The 18,578-nt window shown below is 68.0% G+C and carries 17 protein-coding genes; 7 read left to right on the top strand and 10 right to left on the bottom strand.

Annotated elements, in window-relative coordinates; translation table 11 throughout:
* Window positions 1-52 precede the first annotated feature (52 nt).
* Complete coding sequence (locus ACIQTU_RS01450) at window positions 53-2,239, bottom strand: M3 family metallopeptidase (protein ID WP_400541254.1); 2,187 nt, start codon at window positions 2,237-2,239, stop codon at window positions 53-55.
* Window positions 2,240-2,359: 120 nt separating this feature from the next.
* Here ACIQTU_RS01450 and ACIQTU_RS01445 point away from each other — a divergent pair, with 120 nt between their 5' ends.
* Window positions 2,360-3,217: a glutamate racemase gene (locus ACIQTU_RS01445; RefSeq protein ID WP_400541251.1), complete on the top strand. Its 858-nt coding sequence runs from the start codon at window positions 2,360-2,362 to the stop codon at window positions 3,215-3,217.
* On the opposite strand, the gene ACIQTU_RS01440 is transcribed toward ACIQTU_RS01445, so the two are convergent.
* Window positions 3,218-3,715, bottom strand: coding sequence for an S-type pyocin family protein (locus tag ACIQTU_RS01440; RefSeq protein ID WP_400541248.1), 498 nt, complete (start codon window positions 3,713-3,715; stop codon window positions 3,218-3,220). It abuts the gene before it with no gap.
* Between the two features lie 133 nt (window positions 3,716-3,848).
* On the opposite strand from ACIQTU_RS01440, the gene coaBC reads away from it, so the two are divergent.
* On the top strand, window positions 3,849-5,072 hold the full coding sequence (gene coaBC / locus ACIQTU_RS01435) for a bifunctional phosphopantothenoylcysteine decarboxylase/phosphopantothenate--cysteine ligase CoaBC (protein ID WP_400541245.1): 1,224 nt from the start codon (window positions 3,849-3,851) through the stop codon (window positions 5,070-5,072).
* Window positions 5,073-5,081: 9 nt separating this feature from the next.
* Window positions 5,082-5,531 (top strand): dUTP diphosphatase, encoded by a 450-nt coding sequence (gene dut, locus ACIQTU_RS01430; RefSeq protein ID WP_400541242.1) that lies wholly within the window; start codon window positions 5,082-5,084, stop codon window positions 5,529-5,531.
* Between the two features lie 8 nt (window positions 5,532-5,539).
* Here dut and ACIQTU_RS01425 read toward each other — a convergent pair whose 3' ends face one another.
* The 4 genes from ACIQTU_RS01425 to dnaK all read right to left on the bottom strand — a co-directional run bounded on the left by ACIQTU_RS01425 (window position 5,540) and on the right by dnaK (window position 10,503).
* Entirely contained in the window at window positions 5,540-6,451 is a 912-nt protein-coding gene (locus ACIQTU_RS01425) for a DMT family transporter (protein ID WP_400541239.1), read from the bottom strand.
* 8 nt (window positions 6,452-6,459) lie between these two features.
* Entirely contained in the window at window positions 6,460-7,209 is a 750-nt protein-coding gene (dapB, locus tag ACIQTU_RS01420) for a 4-hydroxy-tetrahydrodipicolinate reductase (RefSeq protein ID WP_400541236.1), read from the bottom strand.
* Entirely contained in the window at window positions 7,206-8,411 is a 1,206-nt protein-coding gene (dnaJ, locus tag ACIQTU_RS01415) for a molecular chaperone DnaJ (protein ID WP_400541233.1), read from the bottom strand. The genes dapB and dnaJ overlap by 4 nt, the downstream gene beginning before the upstream one ends.
* Before the next feature lie 184 nt (window positions 8,412-8,595).
* Window positions 8,596-10,503 carry a molecular chaperone DnaK gene (dnaK, locus tag ACIQTU_RS01410; protein WP_400541230.1) on the bottom strand — a complete coding sequence of 636 codons (1,908 nt, stop codon included), beginning with the start codon at window positions 10,501-10,503 and terminating at the stop codon, window positions 8,596-8,598.
* Window positions 10,504-10,772: 269 nt separating this feature from the next.
* Between dnaK and ACIQTU_RS01405 the strand changes: the two genes are divergently transcribed.
* Together ACIQTU_RS01405 and ACIQTU_RS01400 are read left to right on the top strand one after the other, a co-directional pair.
* The gene (locus ACIQTU_RS01405) at window positions 10,773-11,396 is read left to right on the top strand and encodes an alpha-ketoglutarate-dependent dioxygenase AlkB (RefSeq protein WP_400541227.1); all 624 of its coding nucleotides are present in this window, start codon (window positions 10,773-10,775) and stop codon (window positions 11,394-11,396) included.
* A 66-nt stretch (window positions 11,397-11,462) separates the two neighbouring features.
* Window positions 11,463-12,362 carry a dienelactone hydrolase family protein gene (locus ACIQTU_RS01400; RefSeq protein WP_400541224.1) on the top strand — a complete coding sequence of 300 codons (900 nt, stop codon included), beginning with the start codon at window positions 11,463-11,465 and terminating at the stop codon, window positions 12,360-12,362.
* 114 nt (window positions 12,363-12,476) lie between these two features.
* Here the strand turns inward: ACIQTU_RS01400 and grpE are convergent, their stop codons facing one another.
* Window positions 12,477-13,058 carry a nucleotide exchange factor GrpE gene (gene grpE / locus ACIQTU_RS01395; protein ID WP_400543717.1) on the bottom strand — a complete coding sequence of 194 codons (582 nt, stop codon included), beginning with the start codon at window positions 13,056-13,058 and terminating at the stop codon, window positions 12,477-12,479.
* 41 nt (window positions 13,059-13,099) lie between these two features.
* Entirely contained in the window at window positions 13,100-14,188 is a 1,089-nt protein-coding gene (gene hrcA, locus ACIQTU_RS01390; protein WP_400543714.1) for a heat-inducible transcriptional repressor HrcA, read from the bottom strand.
* Window positions 14,189-14,238: 50 nt separating this feature from the next.
* Here hrcA and rph point away from each other — a divergent pair, with 50 nt between their 5' ends.
* Window positions 14,239-14,955 (top strand): ribonuclease PH, encoded by a 717-nt coding sequence (gene rph, locus ACIQTU_RS01385; protein WP_400541221.1) that lies wholly within the window; start codon window positions 14,239-14,241, stop codon window positions 14,953-14,955.
* Window positions 14,956-15,036: 81 nt separating this feature from the next.
* Window positions 15,037-15,492, top strand: coding sequence for a hypothetical protein (locus ACIQTU_RS01380; RefSeq protein ID WP_400541218.1), 456 nt, complete (start codon window positions 15,037-15,039; stop codon window positions 15,490-15,492).
* A 247-nt stretch (window positions 15,493-15,739) separates the two neighbouring features.
* Here ACIQTU_RS01380 and pnp read toward each other — a convergent pair whose 3' ends face one another.
* Window positions 15,740-17,974, bottom strand: coding sequence for a polyribonucleotide nucleotidyltransferase (gene pnp, locus ACIQTU_RS01375; RefSeq protein WP_400541215.1), 2,235 nt, complete (start codon window positions 17,972-17,974; stop codon window positions 15,740-15,742).
* A 297-nt stretch (window positions 17,975-18,271) separates the two neighbouring features.
* Entirely contained in the window at window positions 18,272-18,541 is a 270-nt protein-coding gene (rpsO, locus tag ACIQTU_RS01370; protein WP_400541211.1) for a 30S ribosomal protein S15, read from the bottom strand.
* Between the last annotated feature and the right edge of the window lie 37 nt (window positions 18,542-18,578).

Raw genomic sequence — 18,578 nt, 5'->3', positions numbered from 1 at the left:
TCAACTTTCATCGCCTAACGGGCCTCAAGTAGGCCGAAGGCCGATAGGCCCCTCAGGAAACCGGGAACCCGCGCACCTTCAGCAGGGCCGCCACGTCGGGGTTGCGGCCGCGGAACTGGCGATAGGCGTCGCCGCGGTCCGTGGTGTTGCCCGGGGCCAGGATAATCGACTTGAAGCGGCCGCCGATGTCCGGGTTGAAGACGTCGCCCGACTCCTCGAAGTAGGCCCAGGTGTCGGCGTCCATCACTTCCGACCACAGGTAGGAATAGTAGCCGGCCGAGTAGGCGTCCGAGGTGAAGAGGTGGTTGAACTGCGGCAGGCGGTGCCGCATCACGATCTCCTTCGGCATGCCCAGACGGTCCAGCGAAGCCTTCTCGAAGGCCGCGATGTCGGTCGGCGGCGTGGCCTGGGTGTGCAGGTCCATGTCGACCAGGGCCGACGACAGGTAGCTGACGGTGGCGTAGCCCTGGTTGAAGGTCGAGGAGGCCTCGATCTTGTCCACCAGCGCCTGCGGCATCGGCTGGCCGGTCTCGACGTGCTTCATGTAGCCGTCGAGGATCGGGCGGCTCAGCACCCAGTGCTCGTGCACCTGCGACGGATATTCCACGAAGTCACGCGGCGTATTGCCGAACGACGGATAGGTCACCACCGACGAGAAGTAGTGCAGGGCGTGGCCGAACTCGTGGAACAGGGTCTCGGCGTCGTCCAGCGAGATCAGCAGGGGTTGACCGGCCTCGGCCTTGACGAAGTTGTTGTTGTTCGAGGCCAGGATCGGCTTCGAACCCGTCAGTTGCGAGAAGGACCGGTAGGTGGTCATCCAGGCGCCCGAACGCTTGCCCGGACGGGCGAAGTCGTCGGCGTAGTAGAGGCCGATCAGCTTGCCGGTGGCCTTGTCGGTGACCTCATAGGTGGTCACGTCCGGCTCGAAGGTCGAGACCGTGCCCTTGGGCAGTTGCTTGAAGACGAAGCCGTACAGGCGCTCGGCCATGTAGAAGGACGCCGCGCGCACCGCGTGCAGTTCGAAGTAGGGCTTCAGCTCGTTCTGATCGAGGTCGTACTTGGCCTTGCGGACCTTCTCGGCGAAGTAGAGGTAGTCCCAGGGCTCGATGTCGAAGCCGGCGATCGCCTTCATGTCGGCGACCTCTTCGGCCACACGGGCCTTGGCCGGGGCCCAGACGCGCATCATCAGTTCGGACGCGGCGGCCGGGGTCTTGGCCATGGTGTCCTGCATGCGCCATTCGGCGTGGTTGCCGAAGCCGAGCAGCCTGGCGCGCTGCTGACGCAGGGCGACGATCTGGGCGATGGTCGACTTGGTGTCGTTGGCGTCGTTGTTGTCGCCGCGCTTGACGAACTTCTTCCACACCTGCTCACGCAGGGCGCGGTCGTCAGCGAAGGTCAGGAAGGGATCAACGCTGGAGCGTGTGTTGACGATGGCCCAGCCCTGGACGTTGCGCGCGCGGGCGGCGGCGGCGGCGGCGGCCTTGTTGGAGGCGGGCAGGCCCTTCAGGCCGGCTTCGCTCGAGATGACGGTCCAGGTGTTCTCGTCGGCCACCACCTTCTGGCCGAAGCCGGTGAAGGCGTTCGACAGGGCGGTGTTGATGCGGCCCAGTTCGGCCTTGCCGGCGGCGTCCAGGGCGGCGCCGTTGCGCACGAAGGCGTCGCGGCTGCGCTCGGCCAGACGGGTCTGCTGGGCGTTAAGGCCGCTGGTCTCGGCGCCGTCGGCCACGGCCTTGATGCGCTGGAACAGCTTCTCGTTGAAGGTGATCTCGTCCGAGGCGGCCGACAGGATCGGCGACAGCTCGGTCTCCAGCGCGTCCCATTCGTCACCGCCGATGTTCGACGTCATGACGCTGAAGACGTTCATGGCGCGGTCCAGCGGCTCGCCAATCAGCTCCATCGCCACCAGGGTGTTGGCGAAGGTCGGGGCGTCCGGGCTATTGGCGATCGCGGCCACGTCGGCGCGTTGCAGTTCGATGCCTTCCAGGATGGCGTCACGCATCTTGGGCGCGGTCACCTTGTCCCACGGCGGCACGCCTTCATAGGGACCGGTCCAGGGCTGCAGCAGCTCGGCGCGCGGCGCAGTCGTCGGCAGGACGGCGCGGGCGATGCGGGCTTCATCGGCGGTCGAAAGCGAGGCGGCGGTCGGTCCCGTCATTCCGTTCTCCAGAGCGCCGGCGGAGGCGCAGCCCGTCAGGGCGAAGAGGCTCGCGCCCCCGATGAGAAGATGGCGTCTGTGCATCCAGGTCTCCCAACCATAGCTGTTTCGGACTTCCCCCGGCGTGCTCGCCCGGACCGTCGCATGCGTCGATGTAATCCTAACTATTGGACGACGGAACCCCACGGGTCTAAAGGCCGCTGCATGGCGATAGGCGTTTTCGACTCCGGCGTGGGCGGGCTGACGGTCCACCGCGAACTTGTGGCCCGCTTTCCGACGCGGGACTTCATCTACCTGGGCGACCAGGGACACGCCCCCTATGGCGGGCGCGGCGGCGAGGACATCGTCGAACTGACGCGCGCCGGGTGCGAGCGCCTGTTCGAGGCGGGCGCCTCGGTCGTCGTCCTGGCCTGCAACACGGCCTCGGCCATCGCGCTGCGCCGTCTGCAGCAGACCTGGATTCCGGCGATGCGCGAGAAGCTGGGCCGTCCGGTCAACGTCCTGGGCATCATCGTGCCGACCATCGAGGCGGCCACCGGCCTGCCCTGGTCCTATGAGCACAACGGTCGCCTGGAAGGCCAGAAGAAGGAGGCGATCGACATCACCGGCGTCTTCTGCACCGCCGCCACCGCCATGAGCCGGGTCTACGAGATCGAGATCGACAAGCGCCGCGAGGACCTGGCCGTCTTCACCGAAGCCTGTCCCGGCCTGGCCGGTCTGATCGAACTGGGCGCCCCGGCCGAGGAGCTGAAGGTGGTGGTCGACGACCACGTCGACGCCCTGCGCCGCCGCATCGGCCGTCACCCGGACAAGGCCATCCTGGGCTGCACCCACTACGAGATCGTCGCCGACCTGTTCGCCGCCGCCCTGCCTGCCGGGGTCCAGGTGATCAGCCAGCCAGCCGCCGTGGCCGACTCGCTGGAGCGCTATTTCGCGCGCCATCCTGAATACGAACTCGGGAACTCGGCCCGCCGCGACTTCCTGACCACCGGCACACCCGGTCCGCAATCGGACCTGGTGGCACGGTTCTGGGGCGCGCCCCTGACCTTCGTCGCCGCCTGATTACTCGGACGACGCCGAGCGGCGCTGGCCGAAGGTCGGCGCCCGCTCCTTCTGCTGCGCCCAGTAGGCCGGACCGTCATCCGGCTTGAACATGGTGCGCGGCACGCCGTTGCGGTCCACCACCGCGAAAGTGTTGGTCGAGGCCTGATAATAGAGGGTGTCGCCGTTCGGGCGTTTGACCGTCTCTGTCCCCTTCGGCGTCGTCTCGGTGAAAGCCCGCACCTTCTGCAGGTATTCGTCCGCCGACTTCGCCCCGAAGGCCGCGCCGTTGCGTTCATAGAGCCGCTGCACCTTGGCGTCAGCGGTTTCACGCCGGTTGGCCGTGACCGGCGGCTTGGCCTCGGGGGTCGCCCCCATTTCGCCCTCCGGCGCCGCCGTCGAGATCAGGGCCGCCGGCTCGGCCGCCGCCCGTTCGCGCGTTTCGACCGCCGAGCCGCCGCTGTCGCACGCTCCCAGAACCAGCGCCGTGAACGCCGCCGCCGCCACCTGAATCCGCATGGGTCGTCCTCCCTGAAGCACCCGTCGAACGCAGGTATGCACAGAGCAAACGTTCGCGCAATGTTCTTACTGACATTTATGTTTGAATTGAGCTTGTCTCGACGCCGTCATGCGGCCCCGCTAGAGATTCCCCATGACCGCATCCTCGCTTTCGGGCCGCAAGGTCCTGCTGATCGTCGGCGGCGGCATCGCCGCCTACAAGGCGCTGGAGCTGACGCGCCTACTGAAGAAGGCCGGGGCCGAGGTGATGAGCCTGCTGACCCCCGCCGGGGCCGAGTTCGTCACCCCCATGTCTCTGGCGGCCCTGACCGGCCATCCGGTGCGCCAGGCCCTGTTCATGCCCGAGGACGAGACGGCCATGGGCCATATCGAGCTGTCGCGCTGGGCCGATCTGGTGGTGGTGGCGCCGGCGACCGCGGGCCTGATCGCCAAAGCCGCCAATGGTCTGGCCGACGACCTGGCCTCGACCACGCTGCTGGCCACCGACAAGAAGGTGCTGCTGGCCCCGGCCATGAACGTGCGCATGTGGCTGCACCCGGCGGTTCAGGCCAATGTCGCGCGGCTCAAGGGCTTTGACGGCTTCCACGGCGTGGCCGTGGTCGGGCCTGATGAGGGCGAGATGGCCTGCGGCGAGTTCGGTCCCGGCCGCATGGCCGAGCCCGCCGTCATCTTCGACGAGATCGCCCGCCTGCTGACTGGCCCTGACGGTCGCCCCCTGACCGGCAAGACCGCCGTTGTCACCGCCGGGCCGACCTTCGAGCCCATTGACCCGGTGCGCGGCCTGACCAACCGGTCCAGCGGCAAGCAGGGCTACGCCATCGCCGCCGCCCTGGCTGATCTGGGAGCGGATGTGACCCTGATCTCCGGCCCCGTGGCCCTGGACGCCCCCGTCGGCGTAAGCCGCGTCTGGGTCGAGGCGGCGACCGAAATGAAGGCCGCCGTGGAGGCCCGTCTGCCCGCCGACATCGCCGTCATGAGCGCCGCCGTCGCCGACTGGCGCGTGGACGGCGTGGCCTCGGGCAAGATCAAGAAGAAGCCGGGCGGCCCGCCGTCCCTGGCCCTGATCGAGAACCCCGACATCCTGGCCGGCGTCTCCGCGCCCGGCCCGAAGCGCCCGAAACTGGTGGTCGGCTTCGCCGCCGAGACCAGCGACCTGGAGGCCAACGCCCGCGCCAAGCTGTCGCGCAAGGGCTGCGACTGGATCGTCGGCAATGACGTGTCCAGCGAGGTCTTCGGCTCCGACGGCAACGCCGTGACCCTGTTCACCCGCAACGGCGCCGAGCCCTGGCCGCGCCAGTCCAAGACCGAGGTGGCGAGGAAGCTCGCCGCCCGCATCGCCGATCACTTCAAGGCCTGAGAGAACTTCATGACCACCGTCCGCGTCGAACGCCTGCCCCACGCCGAGGGCCTGGCCCTGCCCGCCTATGAGACGACGGGCTCGGCGGGCATGGACCTGCGCGCCGCTCTGCCGGCGTTCGAGCCGGTCGTGCTGCATCCCGGCGAGCGCAAGCTGATCCCGACCGGCCTGAAGATCGCGCTGGAGCCCGGCTATGAGGCCCAGGTCCGCCCCCGTTCGGGTCTGGCCCTGAAGCACGGCGTCACCTGCCTGAACTCGCCCGGCACCATCGACAGCGACTATCGCGGCGAGGTCGGGGTCATCCTGATCAACCATGGCCAGCTGGCCTTCGAGATCAACCGCGGCGAGCGCATCGCCCAGATGGTCATTGCGCCCTACGCCCAGGCCGTCATGGCCGAGGTCGAAGCCCTGGATGAGACCGCGCGCGGCGCCGGCGGCTTCGGCTCGACGGGGAAATAGACCGGGAGTCAGACCGTCGAACTGGGCGACGGCGGGGTGATCTCGCGCCTCAGCACGCGCTCGCGCCAGGCGGTGTAGAGGCCGCTGCCGGCGATCAGGGCGGCCCCGATCAGGGTCGCCCCCGTCGGCGCGTCGTTCATCAGCAGCCAGCCCAGGACGACCGCGCCGACCATCTGCAGATAGTCCAGCGGGGCCAGAACCGAGACCGGGGCGTGCTGCAGCGAACTGGTCATCAGCAGTTGCGCCAGCCCTCCCGCCAGTCCGCCCGCCGCCAGCACGGCCAGCACCGGCCAGCTGTGACCATGGCCGTCCATCAGGGCCAGCGCCCCGCCCACCAGGGCGCAGGCGACGAAGAACCAGAAGACGATGGCGGTCGCCGATTCCGTCTTGCCCAGTTGGCGCAGGGTGACGGTGACGGAGGCCGCAATGAAAGCCCCGCCGAGCGCAAACAGCAGCCCGCCCAGCGGCGGCGCGCCCTCGGCGCCGGGGCGCACCAGGACCAGAACACCGACGAAGCCCAGGATGACCGCCGTCCAGCGGTGGCGCCCCACCTTCTCCTTCAGAACGAGGATGGACAGCAGTGTGGCGAAGATGGGGGCGGTGAAGCCGATGGTGGTGGCGTCGGCCAGGGGCAGCAACCTCAGCCCCTGGAAGATCAGCAGGATACCCGTCACCCCCAGGGCGCAGCGCCAGACGTGAACCATGGGCCGCCGGGTCGAGATCGCGGCCAGTCCCCCGCCGCTGTTCAGCACCCAGAACAGCACCACCGGCAGGCCGAAGATCGAGCGGTAGAAGACCATCTCGCCGGCCGAGACGGGCTCCAGCGTCGCCGCCCACTTCATCAGGGCGTACATCAGGGAGAAGCTGAGGGCGGCGGCCGCCCGTAGCATCATGCCGTAGCTGGTCCCCTGCCGGCTCATCCGCCGCGTCAGGCCTGACGGAAGCCGAGCACGTCCTGCATGTCGTAGAGGCCGGGGCGGCGATTACGCACCCAGGCGGCGGCGGCCACGGCGCCCTTGGCGAACAGGGAGCGGTCGATGGCCGAATGCGACAGGGTCAGCAGTTCATCGTCCGACCCGAACAGCACCGTATGCTCGCCGATGACGCCGCCGGCGCGCAGGGAGGCGAAGCCGATCTTGCCAGGTTCGCGCGGGCCGGTGATGCCGTCGTAAGGGGGGGTCTTCAGATCTTCCAGATCGCGGCCCCGGCCGTTGGCGGCGGCTTCGCCCAGCATCAGGGCGGTGCCCGACGGCGCGTCCACCTTGCGCCGATGATGGGTCTCCAGCACCTCGATGTCCCAGTCGCGGCCGTCCAGACGCTGGGCGGCGTGCTCAACCAGACCAATCAGGATGTTGAGGCCCAGCGAGAAGTTGCCGCTGCGGACGATGGCGATCTTCTCCGCCGCCGCCTCAAGCTCCGCGTCCTGCTCCGGCGACAGGCCGGTGGAGCCGATGACCAGGGCCGGACCGCCGCGCGCGGCGCAGGCCCTGGCCAGGTCGACCGAGGCCTCGGGCGTCGAGAAGTCGATGATGACGTCGCACAGGTTCAGGTCGGGCGTCTCGCCCCGGTCGAAACGGGCGGCGACCACCACATCCTCGCGGGCGTCCAGAACCTGTGAAACGGCGCGGCCCATGCGGCCCCGGGCGCCGGAGATGCCGGCGTGGAAGATGTCGCTCACGCGGTCTCTTTCGGATTGTCGGCGTCGCCGCCCAGGATGTCGGCCCAGAAGCGCTTGGCCTTGCCGGCGAAGCTGGTGTTGCGCGGGGTCTGGGTCTCGCCCAGCGACGCGGCCAGCTCGGTCAGCAGTTCCTTCTGACGCGGGGTCAGATCGGTCGGGGTCTCGACGAACAGCTCGACCACCAGATCGCCGCGCTGGCGGCCGTTCAGGTGGGGCATGCCCTTGCCCTTGATGCGGACGGTCTTGCCGGTCTGGGCGCCGGCCGGCACCTCGACCGAAGCCTTGCACTTGCCGTCGCAGGCGTCGGAGACCAGGCAGGGGGCGTCGACGATGCCGCCCAGCGCCGCCACCGTCATCGGCACCGGCACCGTGACCAGCAGGTCCAGGTTGTCGCGCTCGAACAGTTCGTGGTCATGCACCGACAGGAAGACATAGAGGTCGCCGCGCGGGCCGCCGCGCTGACCGGCCTCGCCCTCGCCCGACAGGCGGATGCGCGAGCCGTCGTCGACGCCGGCCGGGATCTTGAGGCTGAGCTGGCGGTTCTTGCGGACCTGGCCGTGGCCGTGGCACGTCCCGCAGGGGTCGGCGATCATCTCGCCCGAGCCGCCGCAGCGGGGGCAGGTGCGCTCGACCTGGAAGAAGCCGTTGGCCTGGCGCACGCGCCCGGCGCCGCCGCAGGTCGAGCAGATGGTCGGCTTGGTCCCGGCCTTGGCGCCCGACCCGTCGCAGACCTCGCAGGTCATGGTGGTGGGGACCGAGATCTCGACCTCGGCGCCCTTGTAGGCCTGCTCAAGGGTGATCTCGAGGTCGTAGCGCAGGTCCGAGCCGCGACGCGGGCCGCCCTGCTGCTGACGTCCGCCCCGGCCGCCGAACGCATCGCCAAAGGCGTCGCCGAAGACCTGGGAGAAGATGTCGTTGATGTCGTGGAAGCCCTGGCCGCCGCCGCGTCCGAACGGGTCGCCGCCGCCGGCGCCGCCGTTCACGCCCGCATGACCGAACCGGTCATAGGCCGCGCGCTTCTGATCGTCCGACAGCACGGTATAGGCCTCGGAGATTTCCTTGAACTTGGCGAGGGATTCCTCCGAGCCGCCGTTGCGGTCGGGGTGGTGGGTCATGGCCAGCTTGCGATAGGCCGACTTCAGGCCCGCGGCGTCGATGGTCCGCTCGACCCCCAGAATTTCGTAATAGTCACGCTGCGCCATCAGGCGTTCGTCCTCTTACTTTCTCGCTGCGCCCGCCGTCCCGGTTGAGCCGAGGATCGTGCGTTCGCGGATGACCATTGACCATGCCTGCTGACATGGGCGCCCGGTCGAATGATGCAAGTTTTATGAAACGGCCCCGCCTGCCGTCTGGCAAGCGGGGCCGATCGTCTTCAGTCGCGTTTCGTTACGCGTTCTTCTTGTCGTCTTCGTCCGAGACTTCCTCGAACTCGGCGTCGACCACGCCGTCGTCGGCCGGAGCCTCCGACGCGCCGTCTTCACCGGCGCCCTGCTGGGCGGCGTACATGGCCTCGCCCAGCTTCATCGAAGCCTGGGCCAGGGTGTTGGTCTTCTCGCGGATGGCCTCGGGGTCCGTGCCGTCCTTGGCCGATTTCAGGTCGTCCAGAGCCGACTGGATGGCCGACTTGGTGGCCTCGTCGATCTTGTCGCCGTGCTCCGACAGGGCCTTCTCGGTCGAGTGGATCAGGCTGTCGGCGCCGTTCTGGGCCTCGACCAGGTCCTTGCGGGCCTTGTCGGCGGCGGCATTGGCCTCGGCTTCCTTGACCATCTTGTCGATGTCCGCGTCCGACAGGCCGCCGTTGGCCTGGATGCGGATCGACTGCTCCTTGTTGGTCGCCTTGTCCTTGGCGGTGACGTGGACGATGCCGTTGGCGTCGATGTCGAAGGCGACCTCGATCTGCGGCATGCCGCGCGGCGCCGGCGGGATGCCCATCAGGTCGAACTGACCCAGGACCTTGTTGTCGGCGGCCATCGGACGCTCGCCCTGGAAGACCCGGATCGTCACGGCCGACTGGTTGTCGTCGGCGGTCGAGAAGACCTGGCTCTTCTTGGTCGGGATGGTAGTGTTGCGCTCGATCAGCGGTGTGAAGACGCCGCCCAGGGTTTCGATGCCCAGGGTCAGCGGGGTCACGTCCAGCAGCAGCACGTCCTTGACGTCGCCTTGCAGAACGCCGGCCTGAACGGCGGCGCCCAGGGCCACGACTTCGTCAGGGTTCACGCCCTTGTGCGGCTCCTTGCCGAAGAAGGCCTTCACGGCTTCCACGACCTTGGGCATGCGGGTCATGCCGCCGACCAGGACGACCTCGTCGATGTCGCCGGCCTTCAGACCGGCGTCGGCCAGGGCCTTCTTGCAGGGCTCGATCGTGCGCTGGATCAGATCATCGACCAGAGCTTCCAGCTTGGCGCGCGATAGCTTGATGTTCAGGTGCAGCGGGCCCGAGGCGTTCATGGTGATGAACGGCAGGTTGACCTCGTACTGCGACGTCGAGGACAGCTCCTTCTTGGCCTTTTCGGCCTCTTCCTTCAGGCGCTGCAGGGCCAGCTTGTCGGTCCGCAGATCGACGCCCTGTTCCTTCTTGAACTCGTCGGCCAGGTAGTCGACCAGACGCAGGTCGAAGTCCTCGCCGCCCAGGAAGGTGTCGCCGTTGGTCGACTTCACCTCGAAGACGCCGTCGCCGATCTCCAGGATCGAGACGTCGAAGGTGCCGCCGCCCAGGTCATAGACAGCGATCTTCTGGCCTTCGTTCTTCTCCAGGCCATAGGCCAGAGCAGCGGCGGTCGGCTCGTTGATGATGCGCAGGACTTCCAGGCCGGCGATCTTGCCGGCGTCCTTGGTGGCCTGACGCTGGGCGTCGTTGAAGTAGGCCGGAACGGTGATGACGGCCTGGGTCACGGTCTCGCCGAGGTAGGCCTCCGCGGCCTCCTTCATCTTGCCGAGGGTGAAGGCCGAGACCTGCTGGGGCGAATAGTCCTTGCCGTGGGCGCGCACCCAGGCGTCGCCGTTCGGGCCCTTGACGATCTCATAGGGCACCATGCCCTTGTCCTTGGCCACCACCGGGTCATCGAAGTTGCGGCCGATCAGGCGCTTGATGGCGAAGAAGGTGTTGGTCGGGTTGGTGACCGCCTGGCGACGCGCAGGCTGGCCGACGAGCACTTCGCCGCTGTCCTGGATCGCCACGACCGACGGGGTCGTGCGGTTGCCTTCGGCGTTTTCGATGACCTTGGGGTTCTTGCCGTCCATGACGGCGACGCACGAGTTGGTCGTGCCGAGGTCGATGCCGATGATCTTGGCCATGAGCTTGTCTTTTCACTCCTTGCGGCGGGCGATGCGGCGGCCTTCGAAAAGCGCCGCGCGTGACCGCCCCCAGTTGGGCTGAAAGCCGTTCCGGTCGTCCGGTCGGGCGGGTTGAATGGTTGCGGTCGAAAGCCCCAGGAACTTCGGGGTTTCTTCCAGACTGGCCCGGATATGGGAAAGACCGCAGGGGCTGCAAGGGTTTCGTGCGGTTCGGGCCGGATTCGGTCGAGTTTCGTGACGCTCAAGGCGCGAAGGGCTAGATCAGGGCCATGAACCGCCCTGTCTTTCGCGAAACCCCGACCGGCCTGCCCGGCTTTCGCCTGTGGCCCGGTGCCTTGGACGCAGCGACGCAGACGGCCCTGCTGGATCAAGTTCTGGCTGCAGCGGAACACGCCCCCTTCTATCGCCCGATGACGCCGGGCGGTCGGCCCTTTTCGGTCGAGATGACGGGGCTGGGGCCTCTGGCCTGGGTCTCGGACCGGGCGGGCTATCGCTATCAGCCGACGCATCCCATGACCGGCCAGCCTTGGCCGTCCATGCCCCAGACCCTGCTCGACCTGTGGGACGCCCTAACCGATTGGCCCGCCCGGCCCGACGCCTGCCTGGTCAACCTCTATCGCCATGAGGCGAAGATGGGTCTGCATCAGGATCGCGACGAAGCCGACCTGACCGCCCCGGTCCTGTCGGTGTCGCTGGGGGACACGGCGGTCTTCCGCATCGGCGCGGCCGAGGGCGGCAGGACCCACAGCCTGAAACTGGCCTCCGGCGACGTCTGCGCCCTGACCGGACCGGCCCGGCTGGCGCGGCACGGGATCGACCGGCTGTTGGCCGGCTCGTCGCAGCTGGTTCCGGGTGGCGGGCGGATCAATCTGACGCTGCGGCGCGCTCGCTGATCGAGACTCGACGAAACCGTAAAAGCCGGGCCACAGTCACGCCTTCAAACCTGTCGGAGAGCCTTGATGACCCTGATCACCCGGCCCGAGGGCCTGAGCGCCGACCAGATCGCCCCCAGCCGCCGCAGCCTTGGAGTCGCAGCCCTCGGCGGCGTCGCCTTCGCCGCCTACGCCCCCGCCGCCCTCAGTCAGGCCGCCAGCCCGATCACCACCGACAGCGCCGGACTGATCGCCCACACCGTCTCCTTCCCTTCGCCCGACGGCTTCGAACTGCCCGCCTATGTGGCCCGGCCCGAGGGCGACGGCCCCTTTCCCGTGGTCATCGTCGTGTCCGAGATCTTCGGCGTGCACGAATACATCCGCGACGTCTGCCGCCGTCTGGCCAAGGCCGGTTACGCCGCCGTCGCCCCCGCCTTCTTCGTCCGCGTCGAGGACCCGGCTCCGCTCAGCGACATGACGCGCATCCAGCAGATCGTCGCCGCCGCCAAGTACGAACAGGTCATGGGCGACATCGCCGCCACGCTGGAGTGGATCGGTCTTCAGTCCTGGGCCAACCCAGACAAGGTCGGCATCACCGGCTTCTGCTGGGGCGGCAAGGTGGTGTGGCAGGCCTGCGCCCGCTTCCCCTCCCTGGACGCCGGTGTGGCCTGGTACGGCCGCCTGGCCCCCGCCGCCAACGCCACCGACGAGCAAAAGACGGCGGGCCGCCCCTGGCCGGTCGATCTGGCGCCTGATCTGAAAGCCCCGGTGCTGGGCCTCTACGGCGGACAGGACGGCGGCATCCCGGTCGCCAGCGTCGAGGCCATGCGCGCCGCCCTGGCCGGTACGACCGGCAGCGAGATCATCCTCTACGACGACGCCCCGCACGGCTTCCACGCCGACTACCGCGCCAGCTACCGCGAGGCCGACGCCAGGGACGGTTGGCGGCGGCTGCTGGGCTTCTTCGAGGCCCGTCTGAAACACTAACCTAAAGCCCGCTCATCCCGGCGGACGCCGGGGTGAGCGGGAAATGAGAAACGCCCAAATGAAAAAGGCCCGGAGCGTCTGCCCCGGGCCTTTCCAATTCTCAATCAGTCGACCTCACGCCTTGGCGTCGAAATTCCCGCCGGTCGTATTGGCTTCCGAATAGGCGCCGCCCGCCGGGCCTGAGCCCTTGGCCGCGACCACCACCATGGCGGCGCGCACCGTGCGGCCGAAAAGGGCGTAGCCCGGTTGCAGGGTCTGGATCACCGTGCCGCCCGGCACCGTGTCCGAGGGCTGTTCCATCATGGCCTGATGCAGATGCGGATCGAAGGCGTCGCCCGGCGCCGGGTCGACACGCGTCAGCCCGTTGGATTCAAAGGCCGACAGCAGCGACTTCTGCGTCAGCTCAAGACCCGTCACCATGGCGGCGGCGGGGCCCTCGGCGTCCTTGGGCGCTGTCGCCAGGCCGCGCTCCAGGGTGTCGGCCACGCTCAGCAGGTCCTTGGCGAAGCGCTGGATGGCGTAGGCGCGGGCGTCGTTGGCCTGGGTCTCGGCGCGGCGCTTGACGTTCTCCGTCTCGGCCACGGCGCGCAGGGCGCGATCCTTCCACTGGTCGCGCTCGGCGATCAGGGCGTCGACCACGGCCATGTCGCCGTCTTCGGCGGCTTCCTGTGCGGCGTCGATGGCGGCCTCTCCCATGTCCTGTTCGAGTTGGTCCCGGGTCTCGTCGTTGATGTCGTTCACGTCTCTTGTCCGTCCAGAATCCGGCCCAGCACCCGGGCGGTATAGTCCACCAACGGGATGACACGGGCATAGTTCAGTCTTGCAGGGCCGATGACGCCGATGGCGCCCAGCACTCGCTGCCGGCCCGTCATATAGGGCGCCGCGATCACGGCGGAACCCGAAAGCGAAAACAAGCGTGTTTCGGCGCCGATGAAGATGCGCACCCCCTGCGCCGCCCCGACCCCGTCGAGCAGGCCGATCAGCTGTTCCTTCTGCTCCAGATCGTCGAACAGGACGCGCACCCGCTCCAGATCCTCGACTGCCTGGGCGTCCTGCAACAGGTTGGCCCGGCCCCGCACGATCAGGGCCCGGTCGCGCTCGCCCCCGCCGGACCAGGCGGCCAGGCCGTCCTCGACCAGACGGGCAGCGGCGGCGTCCAGCTCGCGCCGGGCGTCGGCCAGTTCGGCGCTCATCTCGGTGCGCGCCTCAGCCAGAGGACGACCCTTGAGCCGGGCGTTGAGGAAGTTGGAAGCCTCAGACAGCGTCGAGGGCGTCACCCCCGCCGACAGCGGCATCAGCCGGTTCTCGACCGTGCCGTCGTCGCCGACCAGCACCGCCAGGGCCTGATCGTGGCCCAGGGCCACGAACTCGACGTGCTTGACGCCCGCGTCGCGCACCGGGCTGGCGACGATGCCCGCGCCGCCCGCCAGACCCGATAGCAGGTTGGTGGCGGCGTCCAGCGCCTCTTCGAAATTGCGCCCCTTTCCGGCGAGCCTTGCGTCGATCTCGCGCCGCTCGTCCTGACCGATATCGCCGACCTCCAGCAGGCCGTCGACGAACAGACGCAGGCCCGCATGGGTCGGCACCCTTCCTGCCGAGGTGTGCGGCGAGGCCAGCAGACCCGCCAGCGTCAAGTCCTGCATGGTGTTGCGGATCGAGGCCGGCGACAGGGCCAGCCCCCCGCGCGAGATGGTGCGCGACCCGACCGGCTCGCCCGTCTCCAGATAGGTCTCGACAATGCGACGGAAGATGTCGCGCGCGCGCGCGTCCAGCGTCCCCAGGCCAGCGGGGGCGCTTCCGAACGGCGACGGATGGGGGGCATACAGGCTCACGCTTTCAGGATAAGCACGCCCCACCCAGGTTCCAAGGAAATCCCATGCGCCCGTCTGAACGCACCCCCGAACAACTCCGCGCCGTCACGCTGGAGACCGGCGTCAACCGCTACGCCGAGGGCTCGTGCCTGGTCAGCTTCGGCCACACCAAGGTCCTGTGCACCGCCTCGGTCGAGGAAAAGGTGCCGGGCTGGATGCGCAACACCGGCCAGGGCTGGGTTACCGCCGAATACGGCATGCTGCCGCGCGCCACCCACACGCGCGGCCGTCGTGAAGCCGCCGCCGGCAAGCAGTCGGGCCGCACGCAAGAGATTCAGCGCCTGATCGGCCGCAGCCTGCGCGCCGTGGTCGACCTCAAAGCCCTGGGAGAGCGTCAGGTCCTGATCGACTGCGACGTCATCCAGGCCGACGGCGGCACCCGCACCGCCTCGATCACCGGCGCCTGGGTGGCCATGGCCACGGCCCTCAACTACCTGACCGACGAAGGCGTGCTGAAGACCAACCCGATCATCGATCAGGTCGCGGCTGTTTCGTGCGGCATCTTCAACGACCTGCCGGTGCTGGACCTCGACTATGAGGAAGACTCCACCGCCGAGGCCGATTCCAACTTCGTCCTGACCGGCGCCGGCGGCATCGTCGAGATCCAGGCCACGGGCGAGAAGCGCGGCTTCTCGCGCCCCGAGTTCGACCGCCTGTTCGAACTGGCCGGCATCGGCTGCGGCGAACTGTTCGCCCTGCAGCGCGCGGCGCTTGCCAAGTAACCTAGGCCGCTAAACACCAAAGACTAGGCCGCGAGGGCCGATCGGGGCATGGTGGCGTCTTCTGCGAACGGAGACTGCCTCATGCGCCCCGCCCTCGCCGCCTCGCTTCTGGCCCTGACGGCCGCCCTGCTGACCGGATGCGGCCAACCGCAGTCCGCGCCCGTCGAGACCCCGCCTGCAGGCGTCAACACGCCTCTGACGCAAGAACCGATCGACGCCGTGCCGCTGAAAGACGCGCCCGTCGCGCCGCCCAAGCCCAAGACCGAGCCCAAGCCCAAGCCTGAAGCCGTCGCGTCCGAACCCGAAGCCCCCGCGGTCGAGCCCGCCGTCACACCCGTCGGCGACCCCGGCTCCTGCCTGGCCGAGATCGGCGAGGCCCGATCCAAACGTCTGGTCGAGCGCTGTATCAAGGTCAGCCCGGCCACCCGCCCGCCCTGCAACAGCGCCAACCCCTGCGAGATGATCCAGGGCGAAATCGACCGGTCGTGCGCCATGTACGGCCCGGACGAGGCCAAGCCCAAGGAATGCGCGGCCTGACCTACTCACTCCCCTTCATGGGGAGGGTGGTCGCGCAGCGACCGGGTGGGGCAGGCGTCGTGATGCTGGGAGCCGCGCTTGAACCGCTAAGCGCCCCCACCTGCCTCGCCCTCCGGGCTCAGCCACCCTCCCCACAAGGGGGAGGGAGCAGCCATGCTCAAGCGACCCGCGATAGCGCCCCAAAAGAAAAAAGCCCCGGCGGATCACTCCGCCGGGGCCTTCTTCATTTCAGCCGTAAGGCCGTAGCTTAGTCGCGACGACGACGGCCGCGATCGCCACCGCGATCACCGCCTTCGCGCTTCGGACGGCCGCCGGTGTCTTCCGACAGCGGGGCTTCACCGCGTTCAGCGCGCTCGGCGTTGATCTTGTCGGTGATGTCTTCGCCCGTGGCCTGATCAACGACCTTCATCGACAGCTTGGTCTTGCCGCGATCGTCGAAGCCCAGGAACTTGACCTTGACCTCCTGGCCTTCCGACAGGACGTCGGCCGGGTTGGCGACGCGTTCCAGAGCGATCTGGGACACGTGGACCAGGCCGTCCTTGGCGCCGAAGAAGTTCACGAAGGCGCCGAAGTCGACGACCTTGACCACCTTGCCGGTGTAGATCGCGCCCATTTCCGGCTCAGCGGCGATGGAGTTGATCCAGTTCTTGGCGGCGTCGATCTTCTCCTGGTCGTTGGCGGCGACCTTGATGGTGCCGTCATCGCCGATGTCGATCTTGGCGCCGGTCTTCTCGACGATCTCGCGGATCACCTTGCCGCCCGAACCGATCACTTCACGGATCTTGTCGACCGGGATCTTGATGGTTTCGATCTTCGGCGCGTGCTCGCCGAGTTCGGCGCGCGGGGCGTCCATGGCCTTCGACATTTCGTCGAGGATGTGCAGACGACCGGCCGAAGCCTGGGTCAGGGCCTGCTCCATGATCTCCTTGGTGATGCCGGCGACCTTGATGTCCATCTGAAGGCTGGTGATGCCTTCCGAGGTGCCCGCGACCTTGAAGTCCATGTCGCCCAGGTGGTCTTCGTCACCCAGGATGTCCGACAGGATGGCGAACTCGCCCGACGGCTCCAGGATCAGACCCATGGCGATGCCCGAGACCGGACGGACCAGCGGCACGCCGGCGTCCATCAGGGCCAGCGACGAACCGCAGACCGTGGCCATCGAGGACGAGCCGTTGGACTCGGTGATCTCGGAGACCAGACGGATGGTGTAGGGGAAGTCTTCCTTGGTCGGCAGCATCGGACGGATCGCGCGCCAGGCCAGCTTGCCGTGACCGATTTCGCGACGGCCGGGCGAACCCATGCGGCCGGCTTCACCCACCGAATAGGGGGGGAAGTTGTAGTGCAGCAGGAAGGACTCTTTGTACGTGCCCTGCAGGCTGTCGATGTACTGCTCGTCCTCGCCGGTGCCGAGCGTGGCGACGACCAGGGCCTGGGTTTCGCCGCGCGTGAACAGCGACGAGCCGTGGGTGCGCGGCAGGACGCCGACTTCCGAGACGATGGCGCGGACCTTGTCGAGGGCGCGGCCGTCGACGCGGTGAGCGTTCTCGATGATGTCGCGACGCAGGACGTCGGCTTCGCATTCCTTGAAGGCGGCCGAGAACTTGGAGCTGTCGACGCCTTCGGGGTTCTCGTCGGTCTTCACCAGGGCGGCGGCGGCGGTCTTCTTGGCCGCGTCGACGCCCGAACGGCGCTCATACTTGCCCGGATGGGCGTAGGCGGCCTTGATGTCCTCGCCGACCAGCTTCTTGATCGAGGCGACCACGTCCGAGTGATCCTCGGCCTGGAAGTCGAACGGCTCCTTGGCGGCGTGCTCGGCCAGATCGATGATGGCGTCGATGACCGGCTGCATGCCCGCGTGCGCGAACATCAGGGCCTCGAGCATCCTCTCTTCCGACAGCTCCTTGGCTTCGGATTCAACCATCATCAGGGCGTCTTGCGTGCCGGCGACGACCAGGTCCAGGGCGCTTTCGCCCATCTGGTCGATAGCCGGGTTCAGCACCAGCTCGCCGTCGATCATGCCGACGCGGGCGGCGCCGATCGGGCCCATGAAGGGCACGCCCGAGATGGTCAGGGCGGCCGAGGCGGCGACCATGCCCAGGACGTCCGGGTCGTTCTCCATGTCGTGCTGCAGCACGGTGATGACGACCTGAGTCTCGTTCTTGAAGCCCTTGACGAACAGGGGGCGGATCGGACGGTCGATCAGGCGCGAGACCAGAGTCTCTTTTTCCGACGGACGGCCTTCACGCTTGAAGTAGCCGCCCGGGATCTTGCCGGCGGCGAACGTCTTCTCTTGGTAGTTGACGGTCAGCGGGAAGAAATCCAGGCCCGGCTTGGGCTGGCGGCCATAGACGACGGTGGCCAGGACCACGGTCTCGCCGTAGGTCGCCAGAACGGCGCCGTCAGCCTGACGGGCGATGCGGCCGGTTTCCAGCGTCAGCGGGCGGCCGGCCCACTCGATCGTCTTGCGTTTAATGTCGAACATTTTTCTTCTTTCGTCTCCCGCGGGCGTATTCCCGGCGGGGGTGTGTGGAGCCTCGGGCTGTTCAGTCCCTCGGTCCCCGAGAACCCGGTCGCGCCATCGCGTCCGGGCGGATGGAGCAAGGACCGTCCTGGCCCTCGCGTCTGCGTCGATGAAGACCTGCGACGCGCAGGAAGCTCACTGTCGGCAGTTCCGGAAGCGAACGACAGCCGCTCCGTCAGGAAATGCTCTAGGTGCGGAACGAGGCGCGGACGTGTCCGCCCGCGCCTCGAGAATTCTTTCCGCTGCTGGTCGGCCGCCTTAGCGACGCAGGCCCAGCTTGGTGATCAGAGCGACATAACGCTCGCGATCGGTCTTGATCAGGTGGTCAAGAAGACGACGACGCTGCGAGACCATCTTCAGAAGGCCGCGACGCGAGTGGTTGTCTTTCTTGTGGGTCTTGAAGTGCTCGGTCAGGTTGGCGATGCGTTCCGAGAGGATCGCGACCTGGACCTCGGCCGAGCCGGTGTCTGCAGCCGAACGAGCGTTGTCAGCGATGACTTCGCCCTTGCGTTGAGCCGTAATCGACATCGAGAGTCTCCATGTTGGAGCCCTGTCGCGCCGTCCG

Origin of the sequence: Brevundimonas sp. NPDC090276 (genome assembly GCF_044772165.1) — a bacterium.
GTDB lineage: Bacteria > Pseudomonadota > Alphaproteobacteria > Caulobacterales > Caulobacteraceae > Brevundimonas.
This window is presented reverse-complemented; position numbering and strand designations above follow the sequence as displayed.

Excerpts from the sequence above, each read along its gene's own strand:
- ACIQTU_RS01400 (WP_400541224.1), top strand. The coding sequence starts at position 11,463 with ATGACCCTGATCACCCGGCCCGAGGGCCTGAGCGCCGACCAGATCGCC.
- ACIQTU_RS01405 (WP_400541227.1), top strand. The coding sequence starts at position 10,773 with ATGAACCGCCCTGTCTTTCGCGAAACCCCGACCGGCCTGCCCGGCTTT.
- ACIQTU_RS01425 (WP_400541239.1), bottom strand. The coding sequence starts at position 6,451 with ATGAGCCGGCAGGGGACCAGCTACGGCATGATGCTACGGGCGGCCGCC.
- dnaK (WP_400541230.1), bottom strand. The coding sequence starts at position 10,503 with ATGGCCAAGATCATCGGCATCGACCTCGGCACGACCAACTCGTGCGTC.
- dnaJ (WP_400541233.1), bottom strand. The coding sequence starts at position 8,411 with ATGGCGCAGCGTGACTATTACGAAATTCTGGGGGTCGAGCGGACCATC.
- rpsO (WP_400541211.1), bottom strand. The coding sequence starts at position 18,541 with ATGTCGATTACGGCTCAACGCAAGGGCGAAGTCATCGCTGACAACGCT.
- ACIQTU_RS01445 (WP_400541251.1), top strand. The coding sequence starts at position 2,360 with ATGGCGATAGGCGTTTTCGACTCCGGCGTGGGCGGGCTGACGGTCCAC.
- rph (WP_400541221.1), top strand. The coding sequence starts at position 14,239 with ATGCGCCCGTCTGAACGCACCCCCGAACAACTCCGCGCCGTCACGCTG.
- pnp (WP_400541215.1), bottom strand. The coding sequence starts at position 17,974 with ATGTTCGACATTAAACGCAAGACGATCGAGTGGGCCGGCCGCCCGCTG.
- ACIQTU_RS01450 (WP_400541254.1), bottom strand. The coding sequence starts at position 2,239 with ATGCACAGACGCCATCTTCTCATCGGGGGCGCGAGCCTCTTCGCCCTG.
- dut (WP_400541242.1), top strand. The coding sequence starts at position 5,082 with ATGACCACCGTCCGCGTCGAACGCCTGCCCCACGCCGAGGGCCTGGCC.
- coaBC (WP_400541245.1), top strand. The coding sequence starts at position 3,849 with ATGACCGCATCCTCGCTTTCGGGCCGCAAGGTCCTGCTGATCGTCGGC.
- grpE (WP_400543717.1), bottom strand. The coding sequence starts at position 13,058 with ATGGGAGAGGCCGCCATCGACGCCGCACAGGAAGCCGCCGAAGACGGC.
- ACIQTU_RS01380 (WP_400541218.1), top strand. The coding sequence starts at position 15,037 with ATGCGCCCCGCCCTCGCCGCCTCGCTTCTGGCCCTGACGGCCGCCCTG.
- ACIQTU_RS01440 (WP_400541248.1), bottom strand. The coding sequence starts at position 3,715 with ATGCGGATTCAGGTGGCGGCGGCGGCGTTCACGGCGCTGGTTCTGGGA.